Source organism: Streptomyces sp. CAU 1734 (genome assembly GCF_039888735.1).
GTDB lineage: Bacteria > Actinomycetota > Actinomycetes > Streptomycetales > Streptomycetaceae > Streptomyces.
Map to the genome: position 1 here is coordinate 51,373 of NZ_JBDQQP010000006.1, position 25,011 is coordinate 76,383.

Sequence of the window (25,011 nt, forward strand, 5' to 3'; positions counted from 1 at the left end):
TACCCGCGACGGGCCGCGACACCATGGAATGGCAGCGGGACGCGGCCTGTGTGAGCGAGGACCCCGAGCTGTTCTTCCCGGTGAGCACGCTCGGCCCCGGCGCGGAGCAGGTGGCGCGCGCCCGGGAGGTGTGCGACCGCTGTCCGGTCGCCGATGCCTGTCTGGAGTGGGCCGGCCGGACCGGGCAGCGCGCCGGGGTGTGGGGCGGGGTGCCCGCGACCCAGCGCCGTTCCGTGCGGTACGCGAGCGCGGGGGCCGGCGGTCACTGACCCGCACACCCGTATGCCACCTGATCACCGACAAGGAGGGACACCATGCCGCCGACCGGCGACTCCGATCACCCCATTCCCCGGGATCCGCCCGACCAGCAGGCGGGCGACGGGAGCGACCCGCTGGATGTGCCGCGCCCGCCGGCTTCCGAGGGGAGCTCCGACAAGAGCTCCGGTGCGACATCCGGAAAGTCGTCCGGGGAGTCCTCCGGGGAGTCGTCCGGGAAGGATCCGGAGAAGTCCTCGGGGGAGCCCTCGGGGGAGAACGCGCCCGATCCCGACGAAGCGGGCGCGGGCGGCGACGGCGAGCCCCGCAGCGGCTCCGTCCATCCCGAGCGGCCGGTACCCGATGAGCCGTCCGGCTGATCCGTGACCGGCCGCCCCGGCCGCCCGGCCGTGCCGAGGTGCACGGCGGCCCGCCCCGGGTGAGCCTGGAGGGAAGCCCCCCGGCGCGGAGCCCGCACGGCCGGTGGGACCGGCTGGTGTCCGGGCGCCATCGTCCGGCGGGGCAGCGGCACCACCCGTACCACTCGTAACACCTGCACCACCCGTACCGGCGGGTCCGGACGGTTCCATGGGAGAGGCGAGAGAGATGGCGGACAGCAGCGCACAGCCGGCCGAGCCGGTCGTGGTCACGATCGCCGGATCCTCCAGGGAGGACGCCGACACCGTCTTCCGGGTGCTGGCCCGGGCGTACACGTCCGACCGGGAGGCCGGGGACGCGCCGCAGTATGTGACCGAGGGCCGGACCACCAGTGTGTGGACGGCGACCTTCGAGGTCACCGGCAGCGGATCCGCGGCCGGTCCCGCGTCGCTCGGCGCGCCCGTCGAGGCGGAGATCCAGGGCGGTTACTGGGCGGTGGACCGGCTGCGCACCGCGCTCGCGGAGGTGTTCGACGTCCATGACGAGGGCATGGCCGCCGGTGACCAGGAGAAGGATGTCCAGCTGCGCCTGGAGAACCGCGAACCGGCCGGATCGCGGACCGCCTGACCGGCGGTCGGGGCCGGTGTCCGGGGGGCCGGTGGTCCTCAGGGTCCCGGCGGGCCGGGGGCGATGGTGACCGGGGTCTCCAGTGGCCGGGTGCGCGCGTCCGGGTCGATCCAGTTCACCGGCACCGGGTCGAGAAACGCCTCCGCGTGGGAGACATGCCCGCGCGGCTTCACGGAGGACGGCTGCGGATCGCGGATCAGGGAATCCACCGGGAGCCCGTATGCGTGGAGCAGTTCGGCCGTCTCCTGGACGAAGATCACCGGGCCGCAGAGATAGACCTGCTCGTCCGCCCAGTCCCGGCGCCCGCGCAGATGGGTGTGGAGCCGGTCCGCCGCCCGGGTTTTTCCCTCACCGCGCTCCTGATACCACCAGAAGGCGCTCAGACAGGGATGGTCGCGCAGGAGTTCGTCCAGTGAGGCGCCGTCGTAGAAGTGGGCCTCGCCCCTGGCCACGGCGTCGACCCGGATCCGGGGCACGGGCCTGCGGGAGAGTAACTCGGCGAGCACCGACTTCACCGGTGCCCAGCCGGTGCCGGCGGCGACCAGGGTGACCGCCGGGGTGCCGGGCGGCGGGGCGAGTGCCGATCCCGAGGCGCCGCCGAGGCGCAGGGTCTGCCCGGGGCCGGTGCCGTCGCAGAGCAGATTGCTGAGCAGGCCGCCGGAGACCCGGCCGACATGGAATTCCAGTACCTCCGTCCGGTCCGGCGCCGTGCCGCCCGCCAGCGAGTAGGGCCGCCAGACACCCGGCAGTTCCGGATGCTCGACCGTCGCGTACTGCCCCGGCAGCCAGGGGTACGGGGTGCTGACGGCGGCCCGGATCACGGCGGTGTGGTCGCCGTGCAGCCGGTGCGACACGACCGTCGCCTCCCAGCAGGCGGGCTCGCGCGCGGCGGCCGACCGGCGGGCGCCGTCCGTCATCAGCCCGGCCAGGTCCCCGTAGACCCGGATCCAGGCCGACTCGGTCGCGCTGTCCCAGACACCCGGGCTGTGCAGCCGGATGGCGGCGAGCAGGCTCTCGCCCACCGCCGCGTAGTCCTCGTCCACGACCCCGAACTTCCGGTGGTCCCGGCCGAGCTGCTCCAGCCGGCCGGGGAGACCGGGGTGTCCGAGGTGGTCCACCACATGGACCAGCGCGCTGAACAGCCGCTCGTACTGGTCCTCCATGCGGGCGGGGAACAGCGGGCGCAGATGCGGGTGGTGTCTAAACAAATAGGCGTAGAAATACCGGACCACATGACTGGCCCGGCGTCTGACGCGTTCCAGGCTCGCCCTGACCAGCAGAGCGTCCTGCGCGGTGCCGTCGTCCATGAAGATCCCCCGGGGGCTGCACGTATGCGCGTCAGTTCGGCGCGCGACCGGTGCCATGACGGCGCACCGTATCAACTCGGGCGTCGAAACGAGTCGTTGGGAGCGGATTTGTTTCGGCCGGAGCGGAATGGTGCGCCGGCCGGTTCGCGATCGATGACGGCCGGGCCCCGCGCTGCGGCGGGACCCGGCCGGCGTGCACCGCGTGCGGTGCGGACGAGTGCGGTGACCGGGACGGTCAGATGCCCTGCCAGTCTGGCTTGGCCGCGTAGGTGGCCCGGAAGTAGTCGGCCAGCTTCAGCCGGGAGGCGGCGGCCTCGTCGACAACGACCGTGGCATGCGGGTGCAGTTGCAGCGCGGAGGCCGGCACCAGGGCCGAGAGCGGACCCTCCACGGCCATCGCCACGGCGTCGGCCTTCGACTCGCCGGTGGCCAGCAGCACCAGGTGACGGGCCTCCAGGATGGTCCCGATCCCCTGGGTGATCACATGGTGGGGGACCTCGTCGAGGCTGTCGAAGAACCGCGCGTTGTCGGTGCGGGTCTGCTGGGTGAGGGTCTTGATCCGGGTGCGGGAGGCGAGCGAGGAACAGGGCTCGTTGAAGCCGATGTGTCCGTCGGTGCCGATACCGAGCAGCTGGAGGTCGACACCGCCGGCCTCGGAGAGCGCGGCGTCGTATGCCGCACAGGCCGCCGCCACGTCCTCGGCGCCGCCGTCCGGGCCGATGAAGGAGGACTCGGTCAGCCCGAGGGGCTCGACGACCTCGCGGAGCACCACGGAACGGTAGGACTCGGGGTGGCCCGCGGGCAGCCCCACGTACTCGTCGAGCTGGCATATCCGGGCGCGGGAGGCGTCCACCGCACCGGTGCGCACCTTGGCGGCGAGGGCTTCGTAGATCGGGAGCGGGGTCGACCCGGTCGCCACCCCCAGCAGGGCGTCGGGCTTGCGGCGCAGCAGATCGGCCATGGCCTCGGCGATGAGCTCGCCGCCGGCGGCGGAGTCCGGAACGATGACAACTTCCACGAAGATCCCTGTCTCTGTGTGTGCGTCTCGGTATGCGCAATGGTGTAGACCAATCTACCGGGTGGGTGGGGTATCTGTCGCCTGTCGTCCGCCGATCGCCCGGCGATTGGCGACTTGTCCCCGGACGGCGCGGTGGTCGCGGCGCTTCCCGCCCGGTGCCGGGTGGCGGCACCGGCCGGAGGACGTGAACGGTCCGCCGGCCCGCGACGGGCCGGGGCCGGGCCCGCGGGGCCGGGGCGCGGTGGGCCGGGGTGTGGTGACGGTGCGCGGGCGCGGCGCCTCGGGATTCCGTCCGCGCCCGGCCGGACGGTCCGGATCCGCGCGTACGGGCGCCCGGGCGCCGGCGGTCCGGGGACATGCGCACGGGCGCCGGCGGGCTCGCCGCCCCGCGGCGTGTCCGCCGGGTCAGAAGAGCGGCAGCTGGCCGGGGAAGGAGGGGACCACCGCGCCGTCCAGGGTCGGCTGGAGGGCGGGGTCGTACGGAGCGTGGCGCAGCGAGCCGGGGCAGGAGACCAGCTCGGTCACCGCACGGGAGCCCGCCGGGTCGTGACGGGCGAAGCGGCCCGCGACGACGGCGATTTCACGTCGGCAGACCGGGCAGAGACGGCGAGGAGCGGACATGCCCCTCAGTCTGCCAGTACGCGTGCCGCCGGGACCCGTCCGCCCGCCGGCACCGTCCTCATGACCGGCCGGGCCGGCGCCCGCCTCCGGGAGCGGCGCCCGCGGGCCGGCGCCGAACCGGGCGCTCGCGCAGCGGAGTCCGGCACCGGCGTACCGCGACTCCGGTGAGGGTGGCGGCCGCCACTCGCCGGGGTCGGGGTCGGGGTCGGGGTCGGCGGCATCGGCAGGAGGCAGGGGGCGTGGGCGGGGGTGCCGTCCGCTGGGTCCGCCCGGATGTCACGCGGAGACCGTGCCCCCGGAGCCGGCCGGCCGTCTCAGCGCACCTCCACCAGTCTGGCGAAGACCACCACATTGGCGTCGTAACCGGTCCGCGCGGTGAACCGGCCGCCGCAGGTGATCAGCCGGAGCTCGGGTTCCGGCCCGTCGCGGTAGACCCGGTCGGCGGGGAAGTCCGTGCGCGCGTGCACCTCGGTCGCGTACACGGCGAAGACCGCAGTGGTGCCGTCCTCCCGCAGGACGCCGATGCGGCTCTCCCGCTCCAGCGAGCCGAGGAGATGGAAGACCGAGGGACCGGTGGTGTTGTCGACATGTCCGACGATGACCGAGGTGCCCCGCTCACCGGGCGCGGCGGCACCGGTGTACCAGCCGGCCAGATTCCGGTTCGCCAGGGGCGGTGCCTGTACGGAGCCGTCGGCGGCCAGACCCACCGCCGTCAGCGGCGCGTCGACGGCGAGGGACGGCACGCTGATCCGCCGGGGCGGGGAGTGGCGGAGGGCGCCCGGCGCGGGCGGCAGCGCGGCGGCGGTCCGGTCCCGCGCCGTGACCGGTGCGCGCGCGGCCTGGGGCGGCCGTCCATCGGTCCCCGTCAGCCCCTCGCGCAGCAGGAACACCCCGAGCAGCAGGACACAGAGCAGGGTGAACCAGGCCCCGCGCCGGGCGGTCGTGCGGTCCGGGTCCATGAGCTCGCGCCCGGGCCGGTCAGCCGCCGCCCTCGGCGCGGCGGCGCAGCAGCAGCCCGCCGCCGCCGACGGCGCCCGCGACCAGCAGACTCCCGGCGGTGATCTGTGCCGCGCTCGGCCCGCCGGAATCGCCGCCGGCACCCGCGTTCACCCCGCCGCCGGGCTTCACCGGATGCTGCGGGGTGGTGTGATTCCCGGCTTCACCGGGCGGCCGGGACCCCTTCACCGAGAGCTTGGCCGTCCCCTTCTCGCCCTTGCAGTCGAAGGTGACGTCGTACTCGGTGTCCGCCTCGGCATGCTCGAAGATCCGCGCCGTGCCCGGCCGCCCCCCGGAGAGGGTGACGGTCTCGAACACCCCGGACGACGCGGTGACGGTGGGGGAGGCACACTCGGCCGCGTTGAGGGTCACGGTGCCGCCGGGCGCGACGGTCAGCGGTGAGACGGTGAAGTCGAACGATGTGAGATCGCTGCCGTCGATCCGGCCGGCCGCTCCGTCCTCGGCCTCCCCCGCCGGGCCGGTGATCCCACCGCCCGCGATCCCGCCCGTGACCTCGTCCACCCGCTCGTCACCCTCTTCGCCGGTGTCCCCGTCCGCCGCCGTCCCCGCTTCCGTCTCCTCGTCCGCGACGGGGGCCGGGAGGTCGTCCGCCAGATCGTCCGCCGTGGCGGCGGGCGGGTCCCCGGCGGCGTCGCCCACGGGGTCCCTCTTCAGGCCGCCCGTGCTCCCGGCGTGCTCCGCGGCCGGTGCGACCGCCGCCGCGCCCTCGTTCCGCTTCTCGTCGGCCGCGGCGGACGGAGTGCCGAAACACAGCGCGGCGGCGGTTCCGATGACAGCGAGGGACGCACCACTCAGGGCCCGCATGGTCAGATCTCCGAAGGTAGGAATCACACCACAGTGAGACCGACGCTAGGAGCGCGGCCGTGCCCCTGCCACTCATGGGGGGCCGAACGCCGTACCGCCCCGGCCCGAACGCCGTACCGCCCCGGCCCGGACGCCGTACCGCCCCGGCCCGGACGCCGTACCGCCCCGGCCCGGACGCGGTCACCCCCGGCCCCCCGGACGCCGTACCCCCGGCCCGGCCCGGACGGGACGGTCGGGCCCGGCTCCGTGCGCCGCCCCGCCCGCGCCCCGGACCCGTGGTCATGCCTTCCGGTAGCCGTACGCCTCGGCCGCCGCCGCTTCCACCGAATCCAGGTCGCCGCCCGCCGACGCGGTCACCACCGCGGCGATCGCGCCCTCCAGGAACGGCGCGTCCACCAGCCGGGTCCCCGCCGGCAGCTCGTCGCCCTCGGCGAGCAGGCTCTTCACCGTCAGCACGGCACTGCCGAGATCGACCAGTACGGCCACCCCCGCGCCGCCGTCGACCGCCTCCGCCGCCCGGACGATCAGCTCCGAGCTGGTGCCGAGACCGCCGTCGGGGGTGCCGCCCGCCGGTGCGACGGGGGCGGTCGCGGCCCCGCCCGTCAGCCCCCGGGCGAGGTCGGCGACGGCCGAGGCCACCTCCCGGCTGTGCGAGACGAGGACGATGCCCACCGGCCCCGGCCCGCTCATCCGGCGGCCTCCGCGAGCGCCTCGAACAGCAGCGCCGACGAGGTCGCGCCCGGATCCTGGTGCCCGATACTGCGTTCGCCCAGATAACTGGCCCTGCCCTTGCGGGCCTGGAGCGGCACGGTCGCGAGCGCCCCCGCCGCGGCGGCGTCCCGGGCCGCCGCGAAGGTGCCGGCGGTCTCCCCCAGGGCGGCGACCGCCGGTTCCAGCGCGTCCAGCATGGTCTTGTCCCCGGCCCGGGCCCCGCCCAGCTGCGCCACCGCCGCCACCCCCGCCCGCAGGGCCTCGGCGAGCTCGGCGGGCGTCACCTCGGCGGCGTCGCCGAGCGCCTTCCCCGTACGCCGCAGCAGGGTTCCGTACAGCGGCCCGGACGCGCCGCCCACCGAGGAGATCAGCTGCCGTCCGGCGAGCGTCAGCACGGCGCCGGGGCTCTGCGGCGGCTCCTTGTCGAGCGCCGCCGCGACCGCGGTGAAGCCGCGCTGGAGATTGCTGCCGTGATCGGCGTCGCCGATCGCCGAGTCCAGCTCGGTCAGCCGCCCGGCCTCACGGTCGATCAGGGCGGTCGCGGCGGCGAGCCAGCGGCGGAAGAACTCGGTGTCGAGCACATCAACTCCTTGCGGTCGGCGGTTCCGGACGAGCCGTGCGTACGCGGAGGGCGCGGTCAGGATCCCCAGCGGAGCGCGGGGGTGCGCACCGGCGCGTCCCACAGCCGCAGCAGTTCCTCGTCGGCCTGGCACACGGTCACCGAGCACCCCGCCATGTCGAGTGAGGTCACATAGTTTCCGACGAGCGTACGGGCGACCACCACCCCGCGCTCGGCGAGTACCCGCTGGACCTCGGCGTTGAACCCGTACAGCTCCAGCAGGGGAGTGGCGCCCATGCCGTTGACGAGCACCAGCACGGGCCCGGTCGGTCGCCGGTCCTCCAATACGGCGTTCACCGCGAAGTCGGCGATCTCCCGCGAGGTCATCATCGCGCGCCGCTCCCGCCCCGGCTCGCCGTGGATGCCGATGCCCAACTCCAGCTCCCCGGCCGGAAGGTCGAAGGTGGGGGAGCCCTTCGCGGGGGTGGTGACGGCGCCGAGCGCGACCCCGAAACTCCGGGAGACGTCGTTCACCTGCCGGGCGATGGCCGCCACCCGCTCCAGCGGCGCCCCCTCCGCTGCGGCGGCCCCGGCGATCTTCTCCACGAAGAGCGTGGCCCCGGTACCCCGGCGGCCCGCCGTGAAGAGGCTGTCGGTGACCGCCACATCGTCGTTGACCAGCACCGTGGCGACCTGAACGCCCTCGTCCTCGGCCAGCTCGGCGGCCATCCGGAAGTTGAGGACGTCACCGGTGTAGTTCTTGACGACGAAGAGCACCCCCTCACCGCTGTCGACGGCCGCGGCGGCCCGCACCATCTGATCGGGCACCGGGCTGGTGAAGACCTCGCCGGGGCATGCGGCGGAGAGCATTCCGGGCCCCACGAACCCGCCGTGCAGCGGCTCATGACCCGAACCGCCGCCCGAGACCAGCCCCACCTTCCCGGCGACGGGCGCGTCGCGGCGCACGATGACCCGGTTCTCCACATCCACACTCAGCTCGGGATGGGCGGCGGCCATCCCCCGCAGGGCATCGGCGACAACCGTCTCGGGAACGTTGATGAGCATTCTCAACTGTCTCTCCTCGGGGTGGAGGGCGGACTTCCGAGCTGCGTGGACGCAGGCCGGAGCAGATGCGGTGAGCCGGTGTTCCCGGCGTACCGCGCCGGGTCCCCGCGCGGCCGGCGCCGGCCCGGCGCCGTTCGTCCTTCCGTCCTTCCGTCCTGATGAGGTGCCGGGCTGCTCCGGTCGGGGTCGGATCCTCCGGCGCGAACACGCGAACCAGTATCAGGCGTGAGTCTCCCCTCGCGGGGGAGAGCTCGCCATACAGTGCCGCCGTTCCGCCGTGACGGCCCAGGCGGGCCGCCGGGCGGGGGCGCGGGACATGAGGAGAGGCCCTGGCCCGGATGCCGGGGGCCGATGACGCCGTCCGGACGGGTGACGGCGCCGCCGGGCGCGGGCCATCAGGTGCGCGCGTGACTCCCGGTGGGCCGGGGGCGCGGCCCGGCCCCCGGAATCCGGGTCACCGCGTCACACCGGTCTTCACCGCCCGGATCCGGCGGCACCCCGGCGTCCGGATTCCGTACGGGGGAGGCGCCGTCCCGGATCCGTACCGCATGCCCGGCGGTGCGCCGTCCGGATACGCCGACAGGGCCGTCAGGCCCGCCGGCCCCGGCTCGCTGCCGGGGCCGCCCGCCCTCACACGGCATCCCGGGACACCCTCTAAGCTCCACGCCATGAGTGGTGGGGACAGCGGAAGAAGAGTCATCGACGGGCGGTTCGCGCTGGAGGCGCGGCTCGGCGGCGGCGGTATGGGTCTGGTGTGGCGCGCACGCGATCTGGTGCTGGACCGGGCGGTGGCGCTGAAGGAGGTGCGCCCCGCCGATCCGGGGCTCGCCGAGTACGACCCGGAGGCCGCGCGGACGCTGCGCGCCCGGGTGCTGCGGGAGGCGCGGGCGCTGGCGCGGGTCGACCATCCCAATGTGGTGACCATCCACCATGTCGTGGACGGCGGCGAGGACACCTACCCCTGGCTGGTGATGGAGCTGGTCACCGGCGGGTCGCTGCACGAACGGCTCGCCCGGGGGCCGATGGACCCCGCCGGGGCCGCGCGTCTCGGCAGGGAACTGCTCTCCGCGCTGCGCGCCGCGCACGACGCCGGGATCCAGCACCGCGATGTGAAGCCCGCCAATGTCCTGCTGCGGCCCGACGGCCGCCCGGTCCTCACCGACTTCGGCATCGCCGCCATCCGGGAATCGACCGCGCTGACCGCCACCGGATCCATCATCGGCACACCCGACTACATGGCCCCCGAGCGCATCAGCGGCGAGAGCGGCGGACCGGCCTCCGATCTGTGGTCGCTGGCGATGATGCTCTATGTCGCCGTGGAGGGCAGCCATCCGCTGCGCCGGGCGACCACCCTGGCGACCCTCGCGGCGGTCCTCAACGAGGAACTCCCGCCGCCGCTCCGGGCCGGCCCGCTCGCCGCCGTGCTGAACGCGTCGCTGGCCAAGGACCCGGCCGCGCGGCCGGACCCGCAGACCATGGACCGCATGCTGGCCGCTGCCGCCGGGCAGGGACCCCCGGCCGCGGCTCCCGAGGCGACCTCCTACCATCTGACCCCGCCGCGCGTCCCGCCCGCCGGGCCGCCGCTGGACGCACCGCCCGCCGGCCCGCCCCGGGGCCCCGATCCGCGCACCACCGCACCCGTGGCGGCCGGCTCCGCTCCCGGGCGGCTGCCGGGACGCCGCCGCCCCGCCGCCATCGGCTCCGCCGTCCTCGGTGTGGCGCTGACGGGCGTACTGATCTGGGCGGTGCTGCCCGACAGGAACGACTCCGGTCTCCCGTCCGGGGCCGCCGACCGGACCGCCTCGCGGACCCCCGGCGGCTCGGGGCCGCAGCCGGACGCGGAACCGGCGGCGGACGACAAGGCGAGGGAAACGGACGACAAGGCGGAAGAGGCGGGCGAGGATCTGCTGACGCCGGCCGGTATCCGGGTGGCCGTCCGCGAGATGAAGGCGGAGATGGGCACCGGCCGGGTGGGCAGATTCGTCGTCTACCCGGAATATGTCTCCGCCGATGCCATGGTGAAGGGGAGCGACAAGAAGTACGACAGCTACACCTACCGAGTGGGCCAGGGCGTCTCCCGAGGTCCGATCAGCGGAACGCTCGCCGGAGGCCGGCTTCCGGTGAACATCGACAGCTTCGACTGGGATCTGCTGCCCGCGCTGATGACCCGGGCGGCGAAGGACCTGAAGGTGAAGGACCCCACCTCGCGCTATCTGGTGATCAGACAGCCGAATGACATCTTCGGCACCGAGGCGGGCTTCGCCGTCTACTTCTCCGACGAGTACGGCGGCGGTTATCTGGAGGCCGATCTCCAGGGCAAGGTCACCAGGGTGACACCGGCGGATTCCTGACGCGGTGCGCCCGGCCGGGGCGCCCCGGGGAAATCCCGGCTCTTTCGGCCATGCGGTGTACTCCGGCCATTGTCCCCGCCGCGGATGCGCGGAGGGGACCGGCCGGATAGCTTTCTCTCTCGTTCAGGGAAAATTCGCACAGCGGCCGTTCGGGCTCTGCCGTCCGCTGTGCTCGAACCTCACTTCTGTTTCTCCGGCCACACCCGGCCCGGGAAACCGGCAGGGAATGCGCGCACGGTCTCCATTTCGCCCGAGGGGCACACCGTTACGCAGGAGGGCTTTGTTCCATGAGCGAGCACACCGCCATGACATGCGGAAGCGGCGATATCGACCGCTTTCGCGGGCAGGGATACCTCGTACTCCCCGGATTCCTCCCCCCGGACCTCGTCGCCCGCCTCAAACCGGAGGTCGACCACTGGGTCGACACCGGACTGCGCCGCCGCTCCATCGACGCCTGCCTCGCCCCCGACACGGACGGTCCGCCGCCCCTGGTCGAGCTCCAGTTACCCGCGCACGGTGAACTCGCCGCCCACCCGCCGCTGCTGCGGCTGCTCGCCGGGCTGCTCGGCCCCTCCTTCGTCTTCCACCATCTCCACAGCGACCGGCGCCCCCCGGACGGTCCCGGCAAGAGCTGGCACCACGACTACGAGCAGTATCCGCAGCTCGACCGGGTCCATGCGATGGCGCACGCCCTGCACTACATCGGCGGTCTGGAGCCCGGTATGGGCGGTCTCGCGATACTCCCCGGATCCCACCGTGACATCGCCGACAAGACCGCCCTCGCGCATTTCGGGACGGCCGAACTGCCGGGGGAGGTGCTGCTCGACAGACTGCCGCCGGGATCCACCGTGCTGCTGCACTCCGCGCTCTTCCACGCCCGCCGCGCCGCGCCCGCGTCCGGCGAAGGCGTGCCGCGGGCGTCCGGCCCCCGCTATATGATCGACGGTTCCTACTGCCAGACCGGCAGGAAATGGCCTCCGGTCAAACCCTACTGGCGGCATCTGCTGGCCGCCGGACGCGCACGGCGACTGGACCGGGGCGAGTGGCCCGACCTCTTCCGCGAGGCCCACTTCACCGAGTACCGGCACCGCGCCGTCCAACCCGCCGCGCCGCCCGGCGGACCCTCCCGTGCGGCCGGGGCCGGTCCCCGCCGCCCGCCCACGGCCCCGGCCGACCGCGACACCGAGAGGCAGCCCCATCCATGAGAGTGCTCGGTCCCGTTCCGTTCGACGCGGTGCTGCGGGAGTTCGCCCGGGACCATCCGTTCGACCCCGGCGACGAGGCCAACACCAACGACGAGGCGTCGGAACACATCCACGACGCCCAGCGGACCCTCGGCCACTGGTACCGGGTGCTGCTCGACCGCCGGGACCTCCTCGGGATCGTCCTGCCCTGGCACCTCGGCGAGGACGGCACGGTCGAACTCATCCCCCCGACCGGTCTCACCGTCGCCGCCGCGGTGGCCCGGCTGCGCGCGCTGGGCGCCGCGTACGCCGAGTCCAATCCGCTCTGCGCGCACAAACTGGACCGCCAGGCCGGCGCCCCGCTCCGCCCTCTTCATCTCAGTACCCGTGCCGCGCCCGGGGTCGACTACGAGGCTCTGGAAGTGCGGGAAGGGCTGATCCACCTCGACGGACTGCACCGGATGCTGGCCTGGGCGAGGGCCGGGCGGATCACCGGGAACACCCGGATCACCGCCTTCGTCGCGGCGGACGCGTCCTGGCCGGGCCGGGACCCCGTGCCGTCAGCCCCGGCCCACATAGGGCATGGCGCTGGGCATGACCGTGACGGACTGGATGTTCACCCCGAGCGGCAGCCCCGCCATGGTGACCACCATCTCGACCACATGTCCGATGTCCATGGTGGGCTCCACCCGGAGTGAGCCGTCAGCCTGCCGGACGGCGGGCTGTTCCCTGCCCTGAGGGGTCACATTGCCGATGTCGATCTGGCCGCAGGAGATGTCGTGGCGGCGGCCGTCCAGCGAGAGTGACCGGGTCAGCCCCGCCACCGCGTGCTTGGCGGCCGTGAAAGCGGCCGAATCCGGGCGGGGCACCTGGGCCGATGGAGCGCCATTGTTGATGATCCGCCCACCGCGCGGCGACTGCGCCTTCATGATCCGGAAGGCGGCCCGGGAACAGAGGAAGGTGCCGGTGGCGATGGAGTCCATGACCCGGTGCCAGTCCTCGGCGGACACCTCCTCGGTCGGGGTGTACGGCATGGTGTCGGCCGCGTTGTTGAAGAGTAGATCCAGCCTCCCGAAGCGCCGGACCACCTGGGAGAAGAGCTCGTCGACCGCGACGGGATCGGTGATGTCACAGGTCAGAGGGGCCGCGATCCCGGCGCTCGCGGTGGCGTCGGCGAGCTCGGCGGTCTCCTTCAGCGGTGCTTCGCGGCGGCCGGTGAGGACCACCGTCCAGCCCTCCGCCAGCAGCCCGAGCGCACAGGCCCGGCCGATTCCGCTGCCGGCGCCCGTCACCAGGGCCACCCTCGCGGAGGGCGCGCCGTTTTCCGTGGTTCCGGCCATGGCCGATGTCCCTTCGTCGTTGTCCCCGTGCCGCCCGGGCACCTCCGCGAGGTGATCTTGCCCGAGGTGTTCCACGAGTCTCGGCACGGCCATCGGGTACGTCAAGAGAGTGCGTTCACGCCAACAGAGCCCGTGCGCCAACCATATGCACCCCGAAATCCGGCGTAATTCACAACCGGCCCCAGGGCCATTGAGGTGGGAGTGGCGGATGGATATTCAAGAATTCCCCGGTGACTCGGGTGACTCCGTCGGGCGGCCTGTTCCGGCGCTCGGCGGAACAGCCGTCAGCCGCGAACTCTTCGAACGCGCGAAACGGTCCCTGGCGGGCGGAATCAGTTCCTCCTCCCGGCTCACCTCCACCGGACCGGATCCCTACCCCCTCTATATGAGCAGCGGTTCCGGAGCGCGCATCCGGGACGCCGACGGCAATGAGTACATCGACTACCTGATCTCCTACGGCAGCGCGATCCTCGGCCACGCGCACCCCTCGCTGACCGCCGGCCTCACCGGGGTGCTCGGCCGGGGAACGATGTTCGGGACCTGCAATGTGCCCGAGGTCGAGCTGGCCGAGCGGATCAGGGAGATGGTGCCCTGCGCCGAGCTGGTCCGCTTCGCCAACTCCGGTTCCGAGGCCGTCCAGGGCGCGATTCGCGCCGCCCGCGGCTACACCGGCCGGAACCGGATTCTCAAGTTCGAGGGCCACTATCACGGCTGGTCCGACACCCTCGCCATCTCCAACCGGCCCGCGGAGACGGAGACCGGCCCCTACGGCGCACCCCGCTCCGTACCGCATTCGCCCGGCATCCCGCCCGGCGTCGTGGACGATGTGGTCATCTGTCCCTGGAACGACCCCGAGGCGCTGCAAGCGGTGCTCGACGCGCACCGGGGCGAATTCGCCGCCGTGATCTGCGAGCCCATCGTGGCCAACAACGCCTGTGTGATGCCGGATCCCGGCTATCTCGACCGGCTGCGCGAGGCATGCACGGCACACGGAGCGGTCCTGATCTTCGACGAGGTGTGCACCGGCTTCCGTACCGGACCGGGCGGCGCGCAGACCCTCTTCGGGGTCCGGCCCGATCTCGCCGTCTTCTCCAAGGCACTCGGCGGCGGCCTGCCCATCGCCGCGTTCGCCGGTGTCCGCGAGGTGATGGAACCCCTGGCGTCCGGCCGGGTCAAACACGGCGGCACCTACAACGCCTCACCGCTCTGTGCCACCGCCGCCGTCATCACCCTGACCGCGCTCGCCGACCCGGCGGTCGTCAAACGGATCGACGAGACCGGACTGCGGATCACCGAGGCGATCCGCCGGGCCGCGCGCGACCGCGGGATCCCCTGCGCGGTCCAGGGCGTCGGCGCGATGTTCCAGGTGGTCTTCACCCCCGACGGCGCACCGGTCCGCCAGTACCGGGACACCTTCCGGATCCAGCAGCGGCGGTACGACACCTTCCGCCATGAACTGCTCCGCCGTGGTGTGCACTCCAACGCCTACGGTCTCGCCTGCTGGTTCGTCCCGGCCGTGGTGACCGCCGACGAACTGGCGGAGACCTGCGAGGCGATCGAGGGCGCGTTCGCCGCGCTGACCTGACCGGAGTGGAGGGGGCCGCACCCCCTCCACCCCGTGGACCGCGACTGGGCCGCGGTGGAGCGGTTCTGGCCGGTGGACGGCCACGTCGACGCGCTGCCCCGGCGCCACCGGCCCGAACCCGCCCCGGCGTACCGCGCGGCGGGACGATTCCGCAGGGCGTCCGCCGGCGGACGGCACGGCCTACGGCGGCGGGGCGGGGAGCCATGACGGCCCCGGCCCCGCCGCCGTGTGCCGCCCTCACCCCGCCCCCGGCTCCCGCCACATCGGCCAGAAGCCGGGTCCGTCCTCCGGAAGCCGCAGCACGGGCCCCGAGTCCATGAAGCCGAACCGCCGGTAGAGCGCGCGACTGCCCGGACTGGTCGCCTCCAGATACGCCGGCAGACCGTCCCGGTCGTATCGGTCCAGGGCGCTCCGCAGCAGCGCCCCGCCCAGCCCCCGGCCCTGCCGCGCGGGGTGCACCGCGATCAGCCACAGATAGGCGTGCGCCCGCTCCTTGGGATGGACCGCCGCGGTGAGCCTCCCCAGGGTCTCGATCCGCTCGTTGCCCGGGTCGACGGCGTCCCGGAAGAGCGCCGCCTCGTCGCCGTCCCCGTGGCCGCCGGCCGGCACCGGCAGCCACAGGGCCACACCGCCGCCGTCCACCCGCAGATCGACCCGGCCCTCGCTCAGCACGGTGTCCAGACAGGCCGCCATCAGCATCGGATGCGTCCGGCGGCGGTACTCCGCACCGGGAAGCACCCAGCTGCTCACCGCGTCGTTCCCGAACGCCGCGTCCAGCAGCCGGATCACCGGCTCCCGGTCGCGCGCGTCCGCCTCGCGCACCCGGTCGTCCCTGTCGTCCGTCACTCCCACTCCCTCATCACCCTCGCCCTCGGTCTTCCGTCCGCCCAAGCATCCCCCGCCGGAACCGGTCCGGCCGGACGTTCCGCACCGCCGGCACCCCCTCCGCCGCGCTCACCCGGGAGGAGGGCCGTCCCATGGCCGCCCGGCCCCGGTGCCGCCCGTGCTCAGCGGCCGGTCCCGTACCGCCGTTCGAGATGGATTCCGGTGAACACGGCGACCTTGGCCCGCAGCACCCACGGGTCGAAGGGCTTCCCGATGTAGTCGACCGCGCCGGCCGCGTACCCCCGCGCCGAGTGCTCCGCGCCCGTACCCATCGCGGTCAGGAAGATGATCGGGACATCCCGGGTGCGGCTGCGGCGCTTGATGTGCGCCGCCGTCTCGTAACCGTCCATGCCGGGCATCTGCACATCCATGATGATGACCGCGAAATCGTCGTGGTCGAGGAGCGCCTTGAGCGCCTCCCGGCCCGAGGCCGCAGCCACCAGCTCCTGGTCCAGTGTGGACAGCACCGCGCTCATCGCCAGCAGATTGTCCGCCTGGTCGTCCACGATCAGCACCTTCGGCATCCTCGGCGGCCCGGCCGCCGAGGGCCCCGTCGCGGCGCCGCCCGGCCCGGCCGTCGACAGCGCCGCGTTCCGCTGCGCCCGCTCCATGGTCTCCAGCTGGCGCTCCAGCAGTTCACAGCGTTCCTCCGCCAGATCCCGCCGGCGCCGGGCGGCCAGCAGCTCCGCCGAGAGCCGCCCCACCTCGCCCTCCAGCCGGTCGCGTTCGCGGAGCAGCGCCGACACATCGGGCGCCGCCTCGGCCAGCCGGTCCGCCCGCTCCCGCTCGGCGCTCCAGTCGGCCTCCAGCTGACCGAGCCGCACCTCCAGATCCGCGATGCGGTGCCGGCGGTCCAGCAGCGCCTCGCCCAGCGCGTCCCCGCGCACGGAGGACCGCCGCGAGACCCGGTCGGCGTCGGCGAGCTGCTGCTCCAGCACCTCCACCGCGTGACGCGGCGACGCGCCGGTCCGGACCGCGGTCATGTGGAGGCCCCGCAGCAGCTCGATCGTCCCCGGGGTCACCGCCGTCCCCCGGTGCTCGGCCAGATCCGTGAAGAGATCGGTCACCACCTCCCAGGGCGGCACCCGGGTCCCGCTCAGATAGCGCGAGAAGGCACCGGCGTCCCGCCGCCGCCGCGCCGCGTAACGCCGCACCGAGATGTCCAGCCCGTCGAAGAGCTCGCGCAGCGCCTTTGCCAGCGCCCGTGACTCCTCGGTCAGATCCGCCGCCAGCGGCTGGAGATCACCCATGGTCCGCCCCGCCCGGCAGGGCCGTGGCGCGCCCCGCCGGCGCCGTACCGCACATCGCACCGCGCACGGCGCCGCCGCCCGTACGCGCGGGCGGCACCCCCGCACCCGTATCGCCCGGCACGGCCGGCGGCACCAACGGCGTCGCCCGCGCCGACAACAGCGCACGTTCCATCGCATCCCTCTCGTCACCCGGCCGGCCTCCCGGGCCGGGGCGTTCCGGCGCGTGCCGGAACGGTGAGGCACAGCATGGAGCGGTACGCGGGCGTTGCGCCCGCCGGATGGCGATACCGGCAACGTTGCCACCGCGACACCCCCGCGGGCGGCCGGTGCCGTCCGCCGCCGGTCAGTGCGCCCCGGCTCCCTCCATGGGCAGGGACAGCAACTGCTCACGGACGGCGCCGTGCACCGCGTCCGCCTGATCATGGAGATAGAAGTGCCCGCCGGGGAAGACCCGCACGGTGAACGGCCCCTCGGTGCAGCCGCGCCACTCCTCCACCTCCGGCAGCGCCGCACGCGGATCCGCGTCGCCGGTCAGCGCCACCAGCGGGCAGCGCAGCGCCGGCCCGGGGACATGGACATGGGTCTCCGACGCCCGGTAGTCGCCCCGGATCGCGGGCATCACGATCCGCAGCAGTTCCGGATCGGCCAGCGCCTCGGCGGCCGAGCCGCCGAGCAGCTCCAGCTCCCGCAGAATCCCCCGGTCGTCCCGGAGATGGACGTGCTCGTTCCGTGCCAGCTGCGGTGCCCGCCGGCCGGAGACGAAGACCACCGACGGACCACTCCGCCCGTCCCGCTCCAGCCGGCGCGCCACCTCGTACGCCACCGTGGCTCCCATGCTGTGGCCGAACAGCGCCGGCGGGCGGCCGCCGAGCCGGGCGGCCAGCAGCGGAGCCAGCCGGTCGGCGAGCTCCGTCAGGCTGCCGGCACATGGCTCGGAGTGCCGGTCCTGCCGTCCCGGATACTGCACGGCCAGCACCTCGGCGACCGGCGCCAGCGCCGCCGACATCGCGTGGTACGCGGTCGCCGAACCCCCCGCGTGCGGAAAGCAGACCAGCCGCACCCGGGCGGCCGGGGCCGGGTGGTACCGCCGGAGCCACAGCCCCGCCTCGTCCCTGTGACGCGCCATCATTCCCCCTCCGCCGGCCCGCGGCCCGGGCCGTGTCCGGTGGATAGGCATGCCCATCACCCGCCCGGCCCTAACCGCGCGGCCCGGTCGCGCCCCCCGGGGCGACGCATGTCACCCCGGGTCCCGCCGGGCGGGGGTGAGGCGGCCGGTGAGTCTGGGTACGGATGCCGTCATGAGAGCTTCCGGTCGGGCCATGGGCACACTCATGGCCACGAGCGACCTTCATGTGGCCCATCCGGAGAACCGGCGGATCGTCGAGGAGATGCGTCCGGGCTCCGGCGACGACTGGCTCATCGTGGCCGGGGACGTGGCGGAGCTCGTCAAGGACTTCGACTGGGCGATGCGCACCCTGAGCGAACGTTTCGCGAAGGTCGTCTGGGCGCCCGGCAACCATGAGCTCTGGACCCCGCCGAAGGACCCCGTCACCCTCCGCGGCGAGCGCCGCTACCGTCATCTGGTGGAGATCTGCCGCGATCTCGGGGTGCTCACCCCCGAGGACTCCTACGCGGTGTGGGAGGGGCCGGGCGGGCCGGTCACCATCGCCCCGCTCTTCCTGCTCTACGACTACAGCTTCCGCACCCCCACCGCGGCGACCCGCGAGGAGGCCCTGGCCCAGGCGTACGAGGCGGGGGTGGTCTGCACCGACGAGGTGCTGCTGCACCCCGATCCGTACCCCAGCCGGCAGGCGTGGTGCCATGCCCGGCTGGCGGAGTCCGAGCGCCGGCTGGCCGGGCGCGATCCGGCTCTGCCGACCGTACTGGTCAACCACTATCCGCTGGTCAGGGAGCCCACCCGGGTGCTCTTCCACCCGGAACTCGCCCAGTGGTGCGGCACGGAGCGGACCGCGGACTGGCATCTGCGTCACAACGCCGCGGCCGTGGTCTACGGGCACCTCCACATCCCGCGCACCACCTGGCACGACGGTGTGCGCTTCGAGGAGGTCTCGGTCGGCTACCCGCGCGAGCGGAGCCGGCGCGGGCTCTCCCGGGGCCCGCTCCGGCAGATCCTCCCCGAGCTCCCGGCGGACCCGCGGTGATCGGCCGTCTGCTGCCCGCCGAGGTGTCGACCGCCCACGCACTGGACGACTCCGGCGGGGCGGACGGCGCCGGGCTGTTCCCGGCGGAGGAGGCCGCGATCGCCGAGGCTGTCGACCGGCGGCGCCGCGAATTCACCACGGTACGGGTCTGTGCGCGCCGGGCGATGGCCCGGCTCGGACTGCCGCCCGTGCCGATCGTGCCCGGTGTGCGCGGCGCCCCGGTGTGGCCGCACGGTGTCAGCGGGAGCATGACGCACTGCGCGGGCTACCGGGCGGCGGCGGTGGCCCGTACCTCCGCGGTCCTCGCCGTCGGCATCGACGCGGAGCCCCACGCGGCGCTGCCGGACGGCGTGCTGGCGGTGATCTCGCGGCCCGAGGAGGCGTCCTGGGTCGCCGCGGGCGGCGCCGGTCCCGGGGTCTGCTGGGACCGGCTGCTGTTCAGCGCCAAGGAGGCGGTGTACAAGGTCTGGTATCCGCTGACGGGCAAGGAACTCGACTTCGGCGAGGCCCTGGTGGGCTTCCACGCCTCGGGCGGGTTCACCGTCCGCTTCCTGGTGCCCGGCCCGGTGGTCGGCGGCCGGGAGCTGACCGGGCTGGCCGGCCGCTGGGCGGTGACCCAGGGGCTGGTCCTGACCGCCCTCGCGCTCCCCGCCCCGCGCTGAAGCGGGCGGGGGCGGCCGGCCCGGTGCGACCCGGGCCGGCGCGCGTCCGGCGTCCGGCGCTCACCGCACCCGCAGCGACTCAAGCAGCCGGGCGAGCGCGGCCCTGGTGTCGGCGAGATCCTCCGGTCCGCCGGACGCCGCCAGCCAGAGCGCCGCCTCGTTCATCGCGCCGGAGAGCAGATGGGCCAGCGGCGCCACCGGCTGCGGCGCGATCACCCCGAGCCGCACCAGGCCGGTCAGGGCCTCGGCCAGATGACGGGCCGACGACTTCTCGTCGAGGCCCCGCCATTCGTTCCAGCCGAGCACCGAGGGCCCGTCGATCAGCATGATGCGCTGGATGTCCGGATCGGTGGCCGCGGTGATGAACTCCTGGCATCCCGCCGTCAGCTGCTCCCAGGGGTCCTCCCGGGCGTCCGCCGCGTTCATCACCCGCTCGCCCACCTCCTGCTGCACCTCCTCCAGCACGGCCCGGAAGAGCTCCGCCTTGCCGGCGAAGTGGTGGTAGAGCGCCCCCTTGGTCACCCCCGCCGCCGTGACGATCTCCGCGAGCCCGACCGCGCCGTACCCCTGGGCGGCGAAGAGTTCCCTGCTCACGGCGGTGAGTGTCCGCCGGGTCCGCTCGCGCTGATCGGCTCGTGTCATCCCGGCCATGGTGCTCCCGTCCCTGTCCGCCCGATCCGGTGAGCGCGTCCGCCCCCACCGGTTGACATACCGATGGTACGCCAATAGCGTTCTTCGCATACCAACGGTATGTGAACGAGTGAAGGGCAGTGCCGTGCTGAGCAGCTTCTACCCCGTGATCGCCACCTCCCGCATCAGGGAATCCACCGACTTCTACACCCGTCTGATGGGTTTCGAGGTCACCTTCGAGACCGACTGGTACGTCAGCCTCCGCCACCCCGGCAAGCACCCCTGGGAGCTGGCCCTGCTGGACCACACCCACCCCACCATCCCCGAGGGCCACCGCGCCCCGGTCTCCGGTCTGCTGCTCAACTTCGAGGTCGACGACGTCGACGCCGAGTGGGAGCGGCTGGTCGTACGGGAGGGGCTCACCCCGCTTCTGGAGATCCGCAGCGAGGACTTCGGACAGCGGCACTTCATCGTGGCCGACCCCAGCGGCGTCCTCATCGATGTCATCACCGAGATCGAGCCCGCCGGTGAGTGGGCCGACAGCTTCCGCGCCCCGTGAGCCCGGCCCCCGGAGCGCACTCGAACAGACGCGCAGAACGCGCGGGCACCGGCCGCCCGGGCTGAAATGAACGGGTGACCGCGCCCCCCGACGACTGCCTCGCGCGCAATGAGTGGATCTGTGGCGAATACCTCTCCACCCGCCGCGAGATCCTGCTGGACGCCACCGCCCAGCATCTGAGGCTGACCGCGGTATCCGTCCTCCTCGCCCTGGTCATCGCCGTGCCCCTGGCCGTCGCCGCCCGCCGCTGGCGCTGGGCGGCGGGACCCGTCCTCGGTGTGACCACCATCCTCTACACCATCCCGTCCCTGGCGATGTTCTCCCTGCTGCTGCCGGTGTACGGACTCTCCGCCTCCCTGGTTATCGCGGGGCTGGTGCTCTACTCCCTCACCCTCCTCGTCCGCAATGTCCTCGCCGGACTCCGCGCCGTCCCCGAGGAGACCCGGCAGGCCGCCCGGGGCATGGGATACGGCCCGATCCGGCTGCTGCTGGCGGTCGAACTCCCGCTCGCCCTGCCCGCCGCCATGGCGGGTCTGCGGATCGCCACCGTCTCCGCGGTCTCCCTGGTCACCATCGGCGCGATCGTGGGCCACGGCGGTCTCGGCAACCTCATCTACTCCGGCATGAACACCTACTTCAAGGCCCAGGTGCTCACCGCCTCCGTGCTCTGTGTCCTCATCGCCCTCGCCGCCGATCTGCTCCTGCTGCTCGTCCAGCGCTTCGCCACCCCGTGGACCAGAGCGGTGAGCGGGTGAACACGATCACCGGGGCCTGGGACTGGCTGACCACCGCCGCCAACTGGTCCGGTGAGAACGGCGTCACCAACCGCCTGCTCGAACACCTCTTCCTCACCGCGGTCTGTCTCGGCATCAGCTGTCTGATCGCGCTGCCGGTCGCCCTGGTCCTCGGCCATCTCGGCAGGGGCGGCGCGCTCGCCGTCAACATCTCCAACATCGGCCGGGCCGTCCCGACCTTCGCCGTACTGGTGCTGCTGCTCCTCAGCCCGATCGGCGACTGGGGCTCCTGGCCCACCATCATCGCGCTGGTCCTCTTCGCGGTGCCGCCGCTGCTGACCAACGCCTATGTCGGCATGCGCGGAGTCGACCGCGATGTGGTGCGCGCCGCCCGCGGCATGGGCATGACCGGGTCGCAGCTGCTCCGCGGGGTCGAGATCCCGCTGGCGCTGCCGCTGATCCTCACCGGGGTGCGGATCGCCGCCGTCCAGCTGGTGGCCACCGCCACCATCGCCGCCCTCGCCGGCGGCGGCGGGCTCGGACGCATCATCACCGCGGGCTTCAACCTCGCCTCGACCTCTCAGGTCGTCGCCGGGGCCGTCCTGGTCGCCGTCTTCGCCCTGCTCGTGGAGGGGGTCTTCGAGGCCGGGCAGCGGATGGGCCCCGACTGGGTGCGGGGGACCGGCTGATGCGGCGCCGCCCCGTCCGTGCTCTTCTCACCGCGGCCCTCGCCCTCCTCGCCCTGTTCACCGCTTCCAGCTGCACCGCCGGACCCTCCCTGGAGAACCAGGGCGACATCACCGCGTCCCCGGGCGACAGCCGGCAGCTGACCATCGGCTCCGCCGGATTCACCGAGAGCGATCTCCTCGCCCGGATGTACGCCCTGCTCCTCGGCCACGCCGGATACGAGACCGAGGTCCTCTCCGTCACCAACCGGGAGATCTACGAACCCGCCCTGGAGAGCGGCCGGATCGATGTGGTGCCCGAGTACGCGGCGACCTTCGCCGACTGGCTGAACGCCAAGGCCAGCGGACCGGACGCGCCCCCGGTCGGCTCACCCGACCTCGCCACCACCATGACCGCGCTCCGCCGGCTCGCCGCCCCGCGCGGCCTCGACGTGCTCGACCCCGGCCGGGCGGTGGACCAGAACGCCTTCGCCGTCACCCGGGAGTACGCCGCCGAGCACCGCCTCCGAACCCTCGGCGACCTGGGCCGGTCCAAGCTGCCCGTACGCCTGGCGGCGGGCGACGAGTGTGTGCGGCGGCCGTACTGCGAACCCGGGCTGAGGAAGACGTACGGCATCGACATCACCGCCGTCGACCCCCTGGGCGTCGGTACCACCCAGGCCAAACAGGCCGTCCAGAACGGCCGTGACCAGATGGTGCTCACCACCACGACCGATGCGACGCTCGACGATTTCGGACTGGTGATCCTGGCCGACGACAAACACCTCCAGAACGCGGACTACATCGTGCCGGTGGTGAACCGGGCCCGCGCGGGCGGCGAACGGGTGACCGGCGCTCTGGACCGGCTCAACACGGTGCTCACGACCGCCGATCTCGCCACGATGAACGAGGAGGTGGACAGCTGGCGCAGACTCCCCGAGGACGTGGCGCGCGCGTATCTGGAGTCCAAGGGGCTGCTGAACGGGGGGAAGTGACGGCCGCCGGCGTCAGCCGGTGTGCAGGTTCTCCAGCCGCCGCCGCAGCACCTGGAGCGCCCCGCGCTGACGTCCCGGCACCCGCTGCCGCAGCGCCACCAGCCGGGGGGCCAGCTCACGCGCCCGAACCGGGTCGGGGATCTGCTCCCACTGATGATGGGCGCGGTCCACGGCACCCTCGACATCCGGATCGTCGGCGGTCTGCTCACGGGTCAGCCTGGCCTCGGCGGCGGTCATCCACAGCTCACAGCTGACCCCCGGCTCCCGGGCCAGCCGCGCCAGATCGGCCCGCACCTCGAGCCAGTGGATCGCCTGCGCGGAGCCGGGGCCGTGCGCCCGTGTCTCCTGTCGCTCCCACTCCGCGGCGGCGGCGGCGGCTTCACCGTGCCGTCCGGCGCGGGCGGCGGCGAGTATCGCCGGATGCGGGTCGGGCGCGGGCGCGGCGGCGGGACGCTGCTCGGCCGGTCCCCGGGGCCGTGTCCCCGCCCCGGGCGCCGTCGCGGTACGGGCTCCCCGGGCCGAGCGCCGGCCCGCGCCGGACGCCGGCACCGTGATCCGGCCCACGCGCGGCACCACACCGGTGCCAGAAGCGGTCGCGGAAGTGGTTCCGGCACCCGGGGCGACACCGGTGCCGATGGCCGTGGCCGCGCTCCCCGGTGCCGGCCCGGGTGAGGCGGCGGATACGGCTCCGGCGGCCGGTACCGGTGTGGTGCCGGGACCGAACCGGGAGGATCCGGAGAGGAAGAGGGCCCCCGCGGTCTCCGATTCACCGGCCGCGCGCTCGTGCAGAGCGTCCGGATCCGGGCGGGCACCGCCCCGCCAGATCGCGGCACAGGCCGCGAGATACCCGGGTACCGCCGCCCCGCGCCGCGCGGGCGGGGGAGCGATCCGGCCGTACAGCCGGATGGCCAGGCCCAGTTCCAGTCCGTCGTCCGCGATCCGCTGCCACGCCTCGCGGTCCGCCACCAGGTCGACGAAGACCGTGGTGGTGTCGGGCCGGCGGACGGTCAGCTCCGAGGCGAGCCAGTGCCAGGGCAGAGCGGTGTAGCGCAGGGTCGACGCGGTGCTGCGGGCGAGTGCCAGATGGGGCAGCCGCTGTTTGCGGTCGAGCTGTATCTGCCCGGCGATGAACAGGAACAGCGGCCCCTCCGCGGCGGCGGCGGCCCGCACCCTGGTCAGGACCGTCTGCGGATCGAGCGGGTCGGCGAGTTCGATCACCGTCGCCGCTTCGGTCCCGGTCAGCACGCTCGGCGGTACGGCGGCCAGTGCGGGCAGCACCGAACTCGCGTCGATGAGACGGCCCTTCCCGACCGGCGCCGCCGCGATCAGCAGCGCCGTTCCCGGCGCCCCTCTGTCCCCTCCGGTGATCAGCACACCCCGCACGGTATCCGACGCGGCCCGCCCGAACTGCCCGCCCCGCCCCGCGCGCCCACCGCGTCGTGATCCCCGGCCGCACTCGCCCGGCCGGCTTCCCGCACGGTCACCCCGGCGCCGCGAGTCCGCCCTGCCGGCGCGCGGCGCTCCGGCCGTTCCCGCGCGCCGCGCCATCGCCCCGGGGCCCCGGCAAGTGCGGTGTCGCCGCGCGGAGTCGGCGGTCCGTCGCCGGGCGTTCCGGCAGCGCGCCGCGGGAGGCGGGTCTCCGTTCGC

Annotated in this window: 26 protein-coding genes and 1 pseudogene; 13 read left to right on the forward strand and 14 right to left on the reverse strand. The window is 73.8% G+C overall.

The features are described from left to right. The first annotated feature begins 23 nt into the window (after positions 1-23). The 3 genes from AAFN69_RS12955 (at position 24) to AAFN69_RS12965 (ending at position 1,260) form a co-directional block, all read left to right on the forward strand. Complete coding sequence (locus tag AAFN69_RS12955; RefSeq protein WP_347728587.1) at positions 24-269, forward strand: WhiB family transcriptional regulator; 246 nt, start codon at positions 24-26, stop codon at positions 267-269. 45 nt (positions 270-314) lie between these two features. Continuing rightward, complete coding sequence (locus tag AAFN69_RS12960) at positions 315-635, forward strand: hypothetical protein (protein WP_347728588.1); 321 nt, start codon at positions 315-317, stop codon at positions 633-635. A gap of 226 nt (positions 636-861) precedes the next feature. Further along, positions 862-1,260 carry a hypothetical protein gene (locus tag AAFN69_RS12965; protein ID WP_347728589.1) on the forward strand — a complete coding sequence of 133 codons (399 nt, stop codon included), beginning with the start codon at positions 862-864 and terminating at the stop codon, positions 1,258-1,260. Positions 1,261-1,298: 38 nt separating this feature from the next. On the opposite strand, the gene AAFN69_RS12970 is transcribed toward AAFN69_RS12965, so the two are convergent. From AAFN69_RS12970 to dhaK, 8 genes are all read right to left on the reverse strand, one after another. Then, positions 1,299-2,567 carry a globin domain-containing protein gene (locus AAFN69_RS12970; RefSeq protein WP_347728590.1) on the reverse strand — a complete coding sequence of 423 codons (1,269 nt, stop codon included), beginning with the start codon at positions 2,565-2,567 and terminating at the stop codon, positions 1,299-1,301. 235 nt (positions 2,568-2,802) lie between these two features. Continuing rightward, on the reverse strand, positions 2,803-3,585 hold the full coding sequence (nagB, locus tag AAFN69_RS12975; RefSeq protein WP_347728591.1) for a glucosamine-6-phosphate deaminase: 783 nt from the start codon (positions 3,583-3,585) through the stop codon (positions 2,803-2,805). Between the two features lie 405 nt (positions 3,586-3,990). After that, positions 3,991-4,206: a hypothetical protein gene (locus AAFN69_RS12980; protein WP_347728592.1), complete on the reverse strand. Its 216-nt coding sequence runs from the start codon at positions 4,204-4,206 to the stop codon at positions 3,991-3,993. Positions 4,207-4,520: 314 nt separating this feature from the next. After that, a complete protein-coding gene (locus tag AAFN69_RS12985) occupies positions 4,521-5,165 on the reverse strand; it encodes a class F sortase (protein ID WP_347728593.1) in 645 nt (214 codons plus the stop codon). 19 nt (positions 5,166-5,184) lie between these two features. Beyond that, entirely contained in the window at positions 5,185-6,027 is an 843-nt protein-coding gene (locus AAFN69_RS12990) for a hypothetical protein (protein WP_347728594.1), read from the reverse strand. A 279-nt stretch (positions 6,028-6,306) separates the two neighbouring features. Beyond that, positions 6,307-6,717 (reverse strand): PTS fructose transporter subunit IIA, encoded by a 411-nt coding sequence (locus tag AAFN69_RS12995; protein WP_347728595.1) that lies wholly within the window; start codon positions 6,715-6,717, stop codon positions 6,307-6,309. After that, entirely contained in the window at positions 6,714-7,319 is a 606-nt protein-coding gene (dhaL, locus tag AAFN69_RS13000) for a dihydroxyacetone kinase subunit DhaL (RefSeq protein WP_347728596.1), read from the reverse strand. The genes AAFN69_RS12995 and dhaL overlap by 4 nt, the downstream gene beginning before the upstream one ends. Before the next feature lie 56 nt (positions 7,320-7,375). Continuing rightward, positions 7,376-8,368, reverse strand: a complete 993-nt coding sequence (gene dhaK / locus AAFN69_RS13005; protein WP_347728597.1) for a dihydroxyacetone kinase subunit DhaK — start codon at positions 8,366-8,368, stop codon at positions 7,376-7,378. Positions 8,369-9,030: 662 nt separating this feature from the next. Here dhaK and AAFN69_RS13010 point away from each other — a divergent pair. From AAFN69_RS13010 to AAFN69_RS13020, 3 genes and pseudogenes are all read left to right on the forward strand, one after another. Further along, on the forward strand, positions 9,031-10,713 hold the full coding sequence (locus AAFN69_RS13010; protein WP_347728598.1) for a serine/threonine-protein kinase: 1,683 nt from the start codon (positions 9,031-9,033) through the stop codon (positions 10,711-10,713). A 287-nt stretch (positions 10,714-11,000) separates the two neighbouring features. Next, positions 11,001-11,918 (forward strand): phytanoyl-CoA dioxygenase family protein, encoded by a 918-nt coding sequence (locus AAFN69_RS13015; protein ID WP_347728599.1) that lies wholly within the window; start codon positions 11,001-11,003, stop codon positions 11,916-11,918. After that, positions 11,915-12,367: pseudogene (locus AAFN69_RS13020) on the forward strand (DUF6309 family protein); the annotation flags it as partial. The gene AAFN69_RS13015 and the pseudogene AAFN69_RS13020, both read left to right, overlap by 4 nt. A 90-nt stretch (positions 12,368-12,457) precedes the next feature. Here the strand turns inward: AAFN69_RS13020 and AAFN69_RS13025 are convergent. Continuing rightward, the gene (locus AAFN69_RS13025) at positions 12,458-13,324 is read right to left on the reverse strand and encodes an SDR family oxidoreductase (protein ID WP_347728600.1); all 867 of its coding nucleotides are present in this window, start codon (positions 13,322-13,324) and stop codon (positions 12,458-12,460) included. A 121-nt stretch (positions 13,325-13,445) separates the two neighbouring features. On the opposite strand from AAFN69_RS13025, the gene AAFN69_RS13030 reads away from it, so the two are divergent. Then, complete coding sequence (locus AAFN69_RS13030) at positions 13,446-14,822, forward strand: glutamate-1-semialdehyde 2,1-aminomutase (protein ID WP_347728601.1); 1,377 nt, start codon at positions 13,446-13,448, stop codon at positions 14,820-14,822. 237 nt (positions 14,823-15,059) lie between these two features. Here the strand turns inward: AAFN69_RS13030 and AAFN69_RS13035 are convergent, their stop codons facing one another. From AAFN69_RS13035 to AAFN69_RS13045, 3 genes are all read right to left on the reverse strand, one after another. After that, complete coding sequence (locus tag AAFN69_RS13035; RefSeq protein ID WP_347728602.1) at positions 15,060-15,668, reverse strand: GNAT family N-acetyltransferase; 609 nt, start codon at positions 15,666-15,668, stop codon at positions 15,060-15,062. A 161-nt stretch (positions 15,669-15,829) separates the two neighbouring features. Continuing rightward, the gene (locus tag AAFN69_RS13040) at positions 15,830-16,957 is read right to left on the reverse strand and encodes a response regulator (RefSeq protein ID WP_347728603.1); all 1,128 of its coding nucleotides are present in this window, start codon (positions 16,955-16,957) and stop codon (positions 15,830-15,832) included. A gap of 343 nt (positions 16,958-17,300) precedes the next feature. After that, complete coding sequence (locus AAFN69_RS13045) at positions 17,301-18,083, reverse strand: alpha/beta fold hydrolase (RefSeq protein ID WP_347728604.1); 783 nt, start codon at positions 18,081-18,083, stop codon at positions 17,301-17,303. Positions 18,084-18,288: 205 nt separating this feature from the next. On the opposite strand from AAFN69_RS13045, the gene AAFN69_RS13050 reads away from it, so the two are divergent. Beyond that, positions 18,289-19,119 (forward strand): metallophosphoesterase, encoded by an 831-nt coding sequence (locus tag AAFN69_RS13050; protein WP_347728906.1) that lies wholly within the window; start codon positions 18,289-18,291, stop codon positions 19,117-19,119. After that, complete coding sequence (locus AAFN69_RS13055; protein ID WP_347728605.1) at positions 19,116-19,781, forward strand: 4'-phosphopantetheinyl transferase superfamily protein; 666 nt, start codon at positions 19,116-19,118, stop codon at positions 19,779-19,781. Before AAFN69_RS13050 ends, AAFN69_RS13055 begins: the two co-directional genes overlap by 4 nt. 60 nt (positions 19,782-19,841) lie before the next feature. On the opposite strand, the gene AAFN69_RS13060 is transcribed toward AAFN69_RS13055, so the two are convergent. Further along, entirely contained in the window at positions 19,842-20,423 is a 582-nt protein-coding gene (locus AAFN69_RS13060; RefSeq protein ID WP_347728606.1) for a TetR/AcrR family transcriptional regulator, read from the reverse strand. A gap of 118 nt (positions 20,424-20,541) precedes the next feature. On the opposite strand from AAFN69_RS13060, the gene AAFN69_RS13065 reads away from it, so the two are divergent. The 4 genes from AAFN69_RS13065 to AAFN69_RS13080 all read left to right on the forward strand — a co-directional run bounded on the left by AAFN69_RS13065 (position 20,542) and on the right by AAFN69_RS13080 (position 23,364). Continuing rightward, positions 20,542-20,970 carry a VOC family protein gene (locus AAFN69_RS13065; protein WP_347728607.1) on the forward strand — a complete coding sequence of 143 codons (429 nt, stop codon included), beginning with the start codon at positions 20,542-20,544 and terminating at the stop codon, positions 20,968-20,970. Positions 20,971-21,044: 74 nt separating this feature from the next. Continuing rightward, positions 21,045-21,725 carry an ABC transporter permease gene (locus AAFN69_RS13070; protein WP_347728608.1) on the forward strand — a complete coding sequence of 227 codons (681 nt, stop codon included), beginning with the start codon at positions 21,045-21,047 and terminating at the stop codon, positions 21,723-21,725. Next, positions 21,722-22,393, forward strand: a complete 672-nt coding sequence (locus AAFN69_RS13075) for an ABC transporter permease (RefSeq protein WP_347728609.1) — start codon at positions 21,722-21,724, stop codon at positions 22,391-22,393. The genes AAFN69_RS13070 and AAFN69_RS13075 overlap by 4 nt, the downstream gene beginning before the upstream one ends. After that, complete coding sequence (locus AAFN69_RS13080) at positions 22,393-23,364, forward strand: ABC transporter substrate-binding protein (RefSeq protein WP_347728610.1); 972 nt, start codon at positions 22,393-22,395, stop codon at positions 23,362-23,364. The genes AAFN69_RS13075 and AAFN69_RS13080 overlap by 1 nt, the downstream gene beginning before the upstream one ends. A 12-nt stretch (positions 23,365-23,376) precedes the next feature. On the opposite strand, the gene AAFN69_RS13085 is transcribed toward AAFN69_RS13080, so the two are convergent. Then, the gene (locus tag AAFN69_RS13085) at positions 23,377-24,738 is read right to left on the reverse strand and encodes a hypothetical protein (RefSeq protein WP_347728611.1); all 1,362 of its coding nucleotides are present in this window, start codon (positions 24,736-24,738) and stop codon (positions 23,377-23,379) included. Positions 24,739-25,011 lie beyond the last annotated feature (273 nt).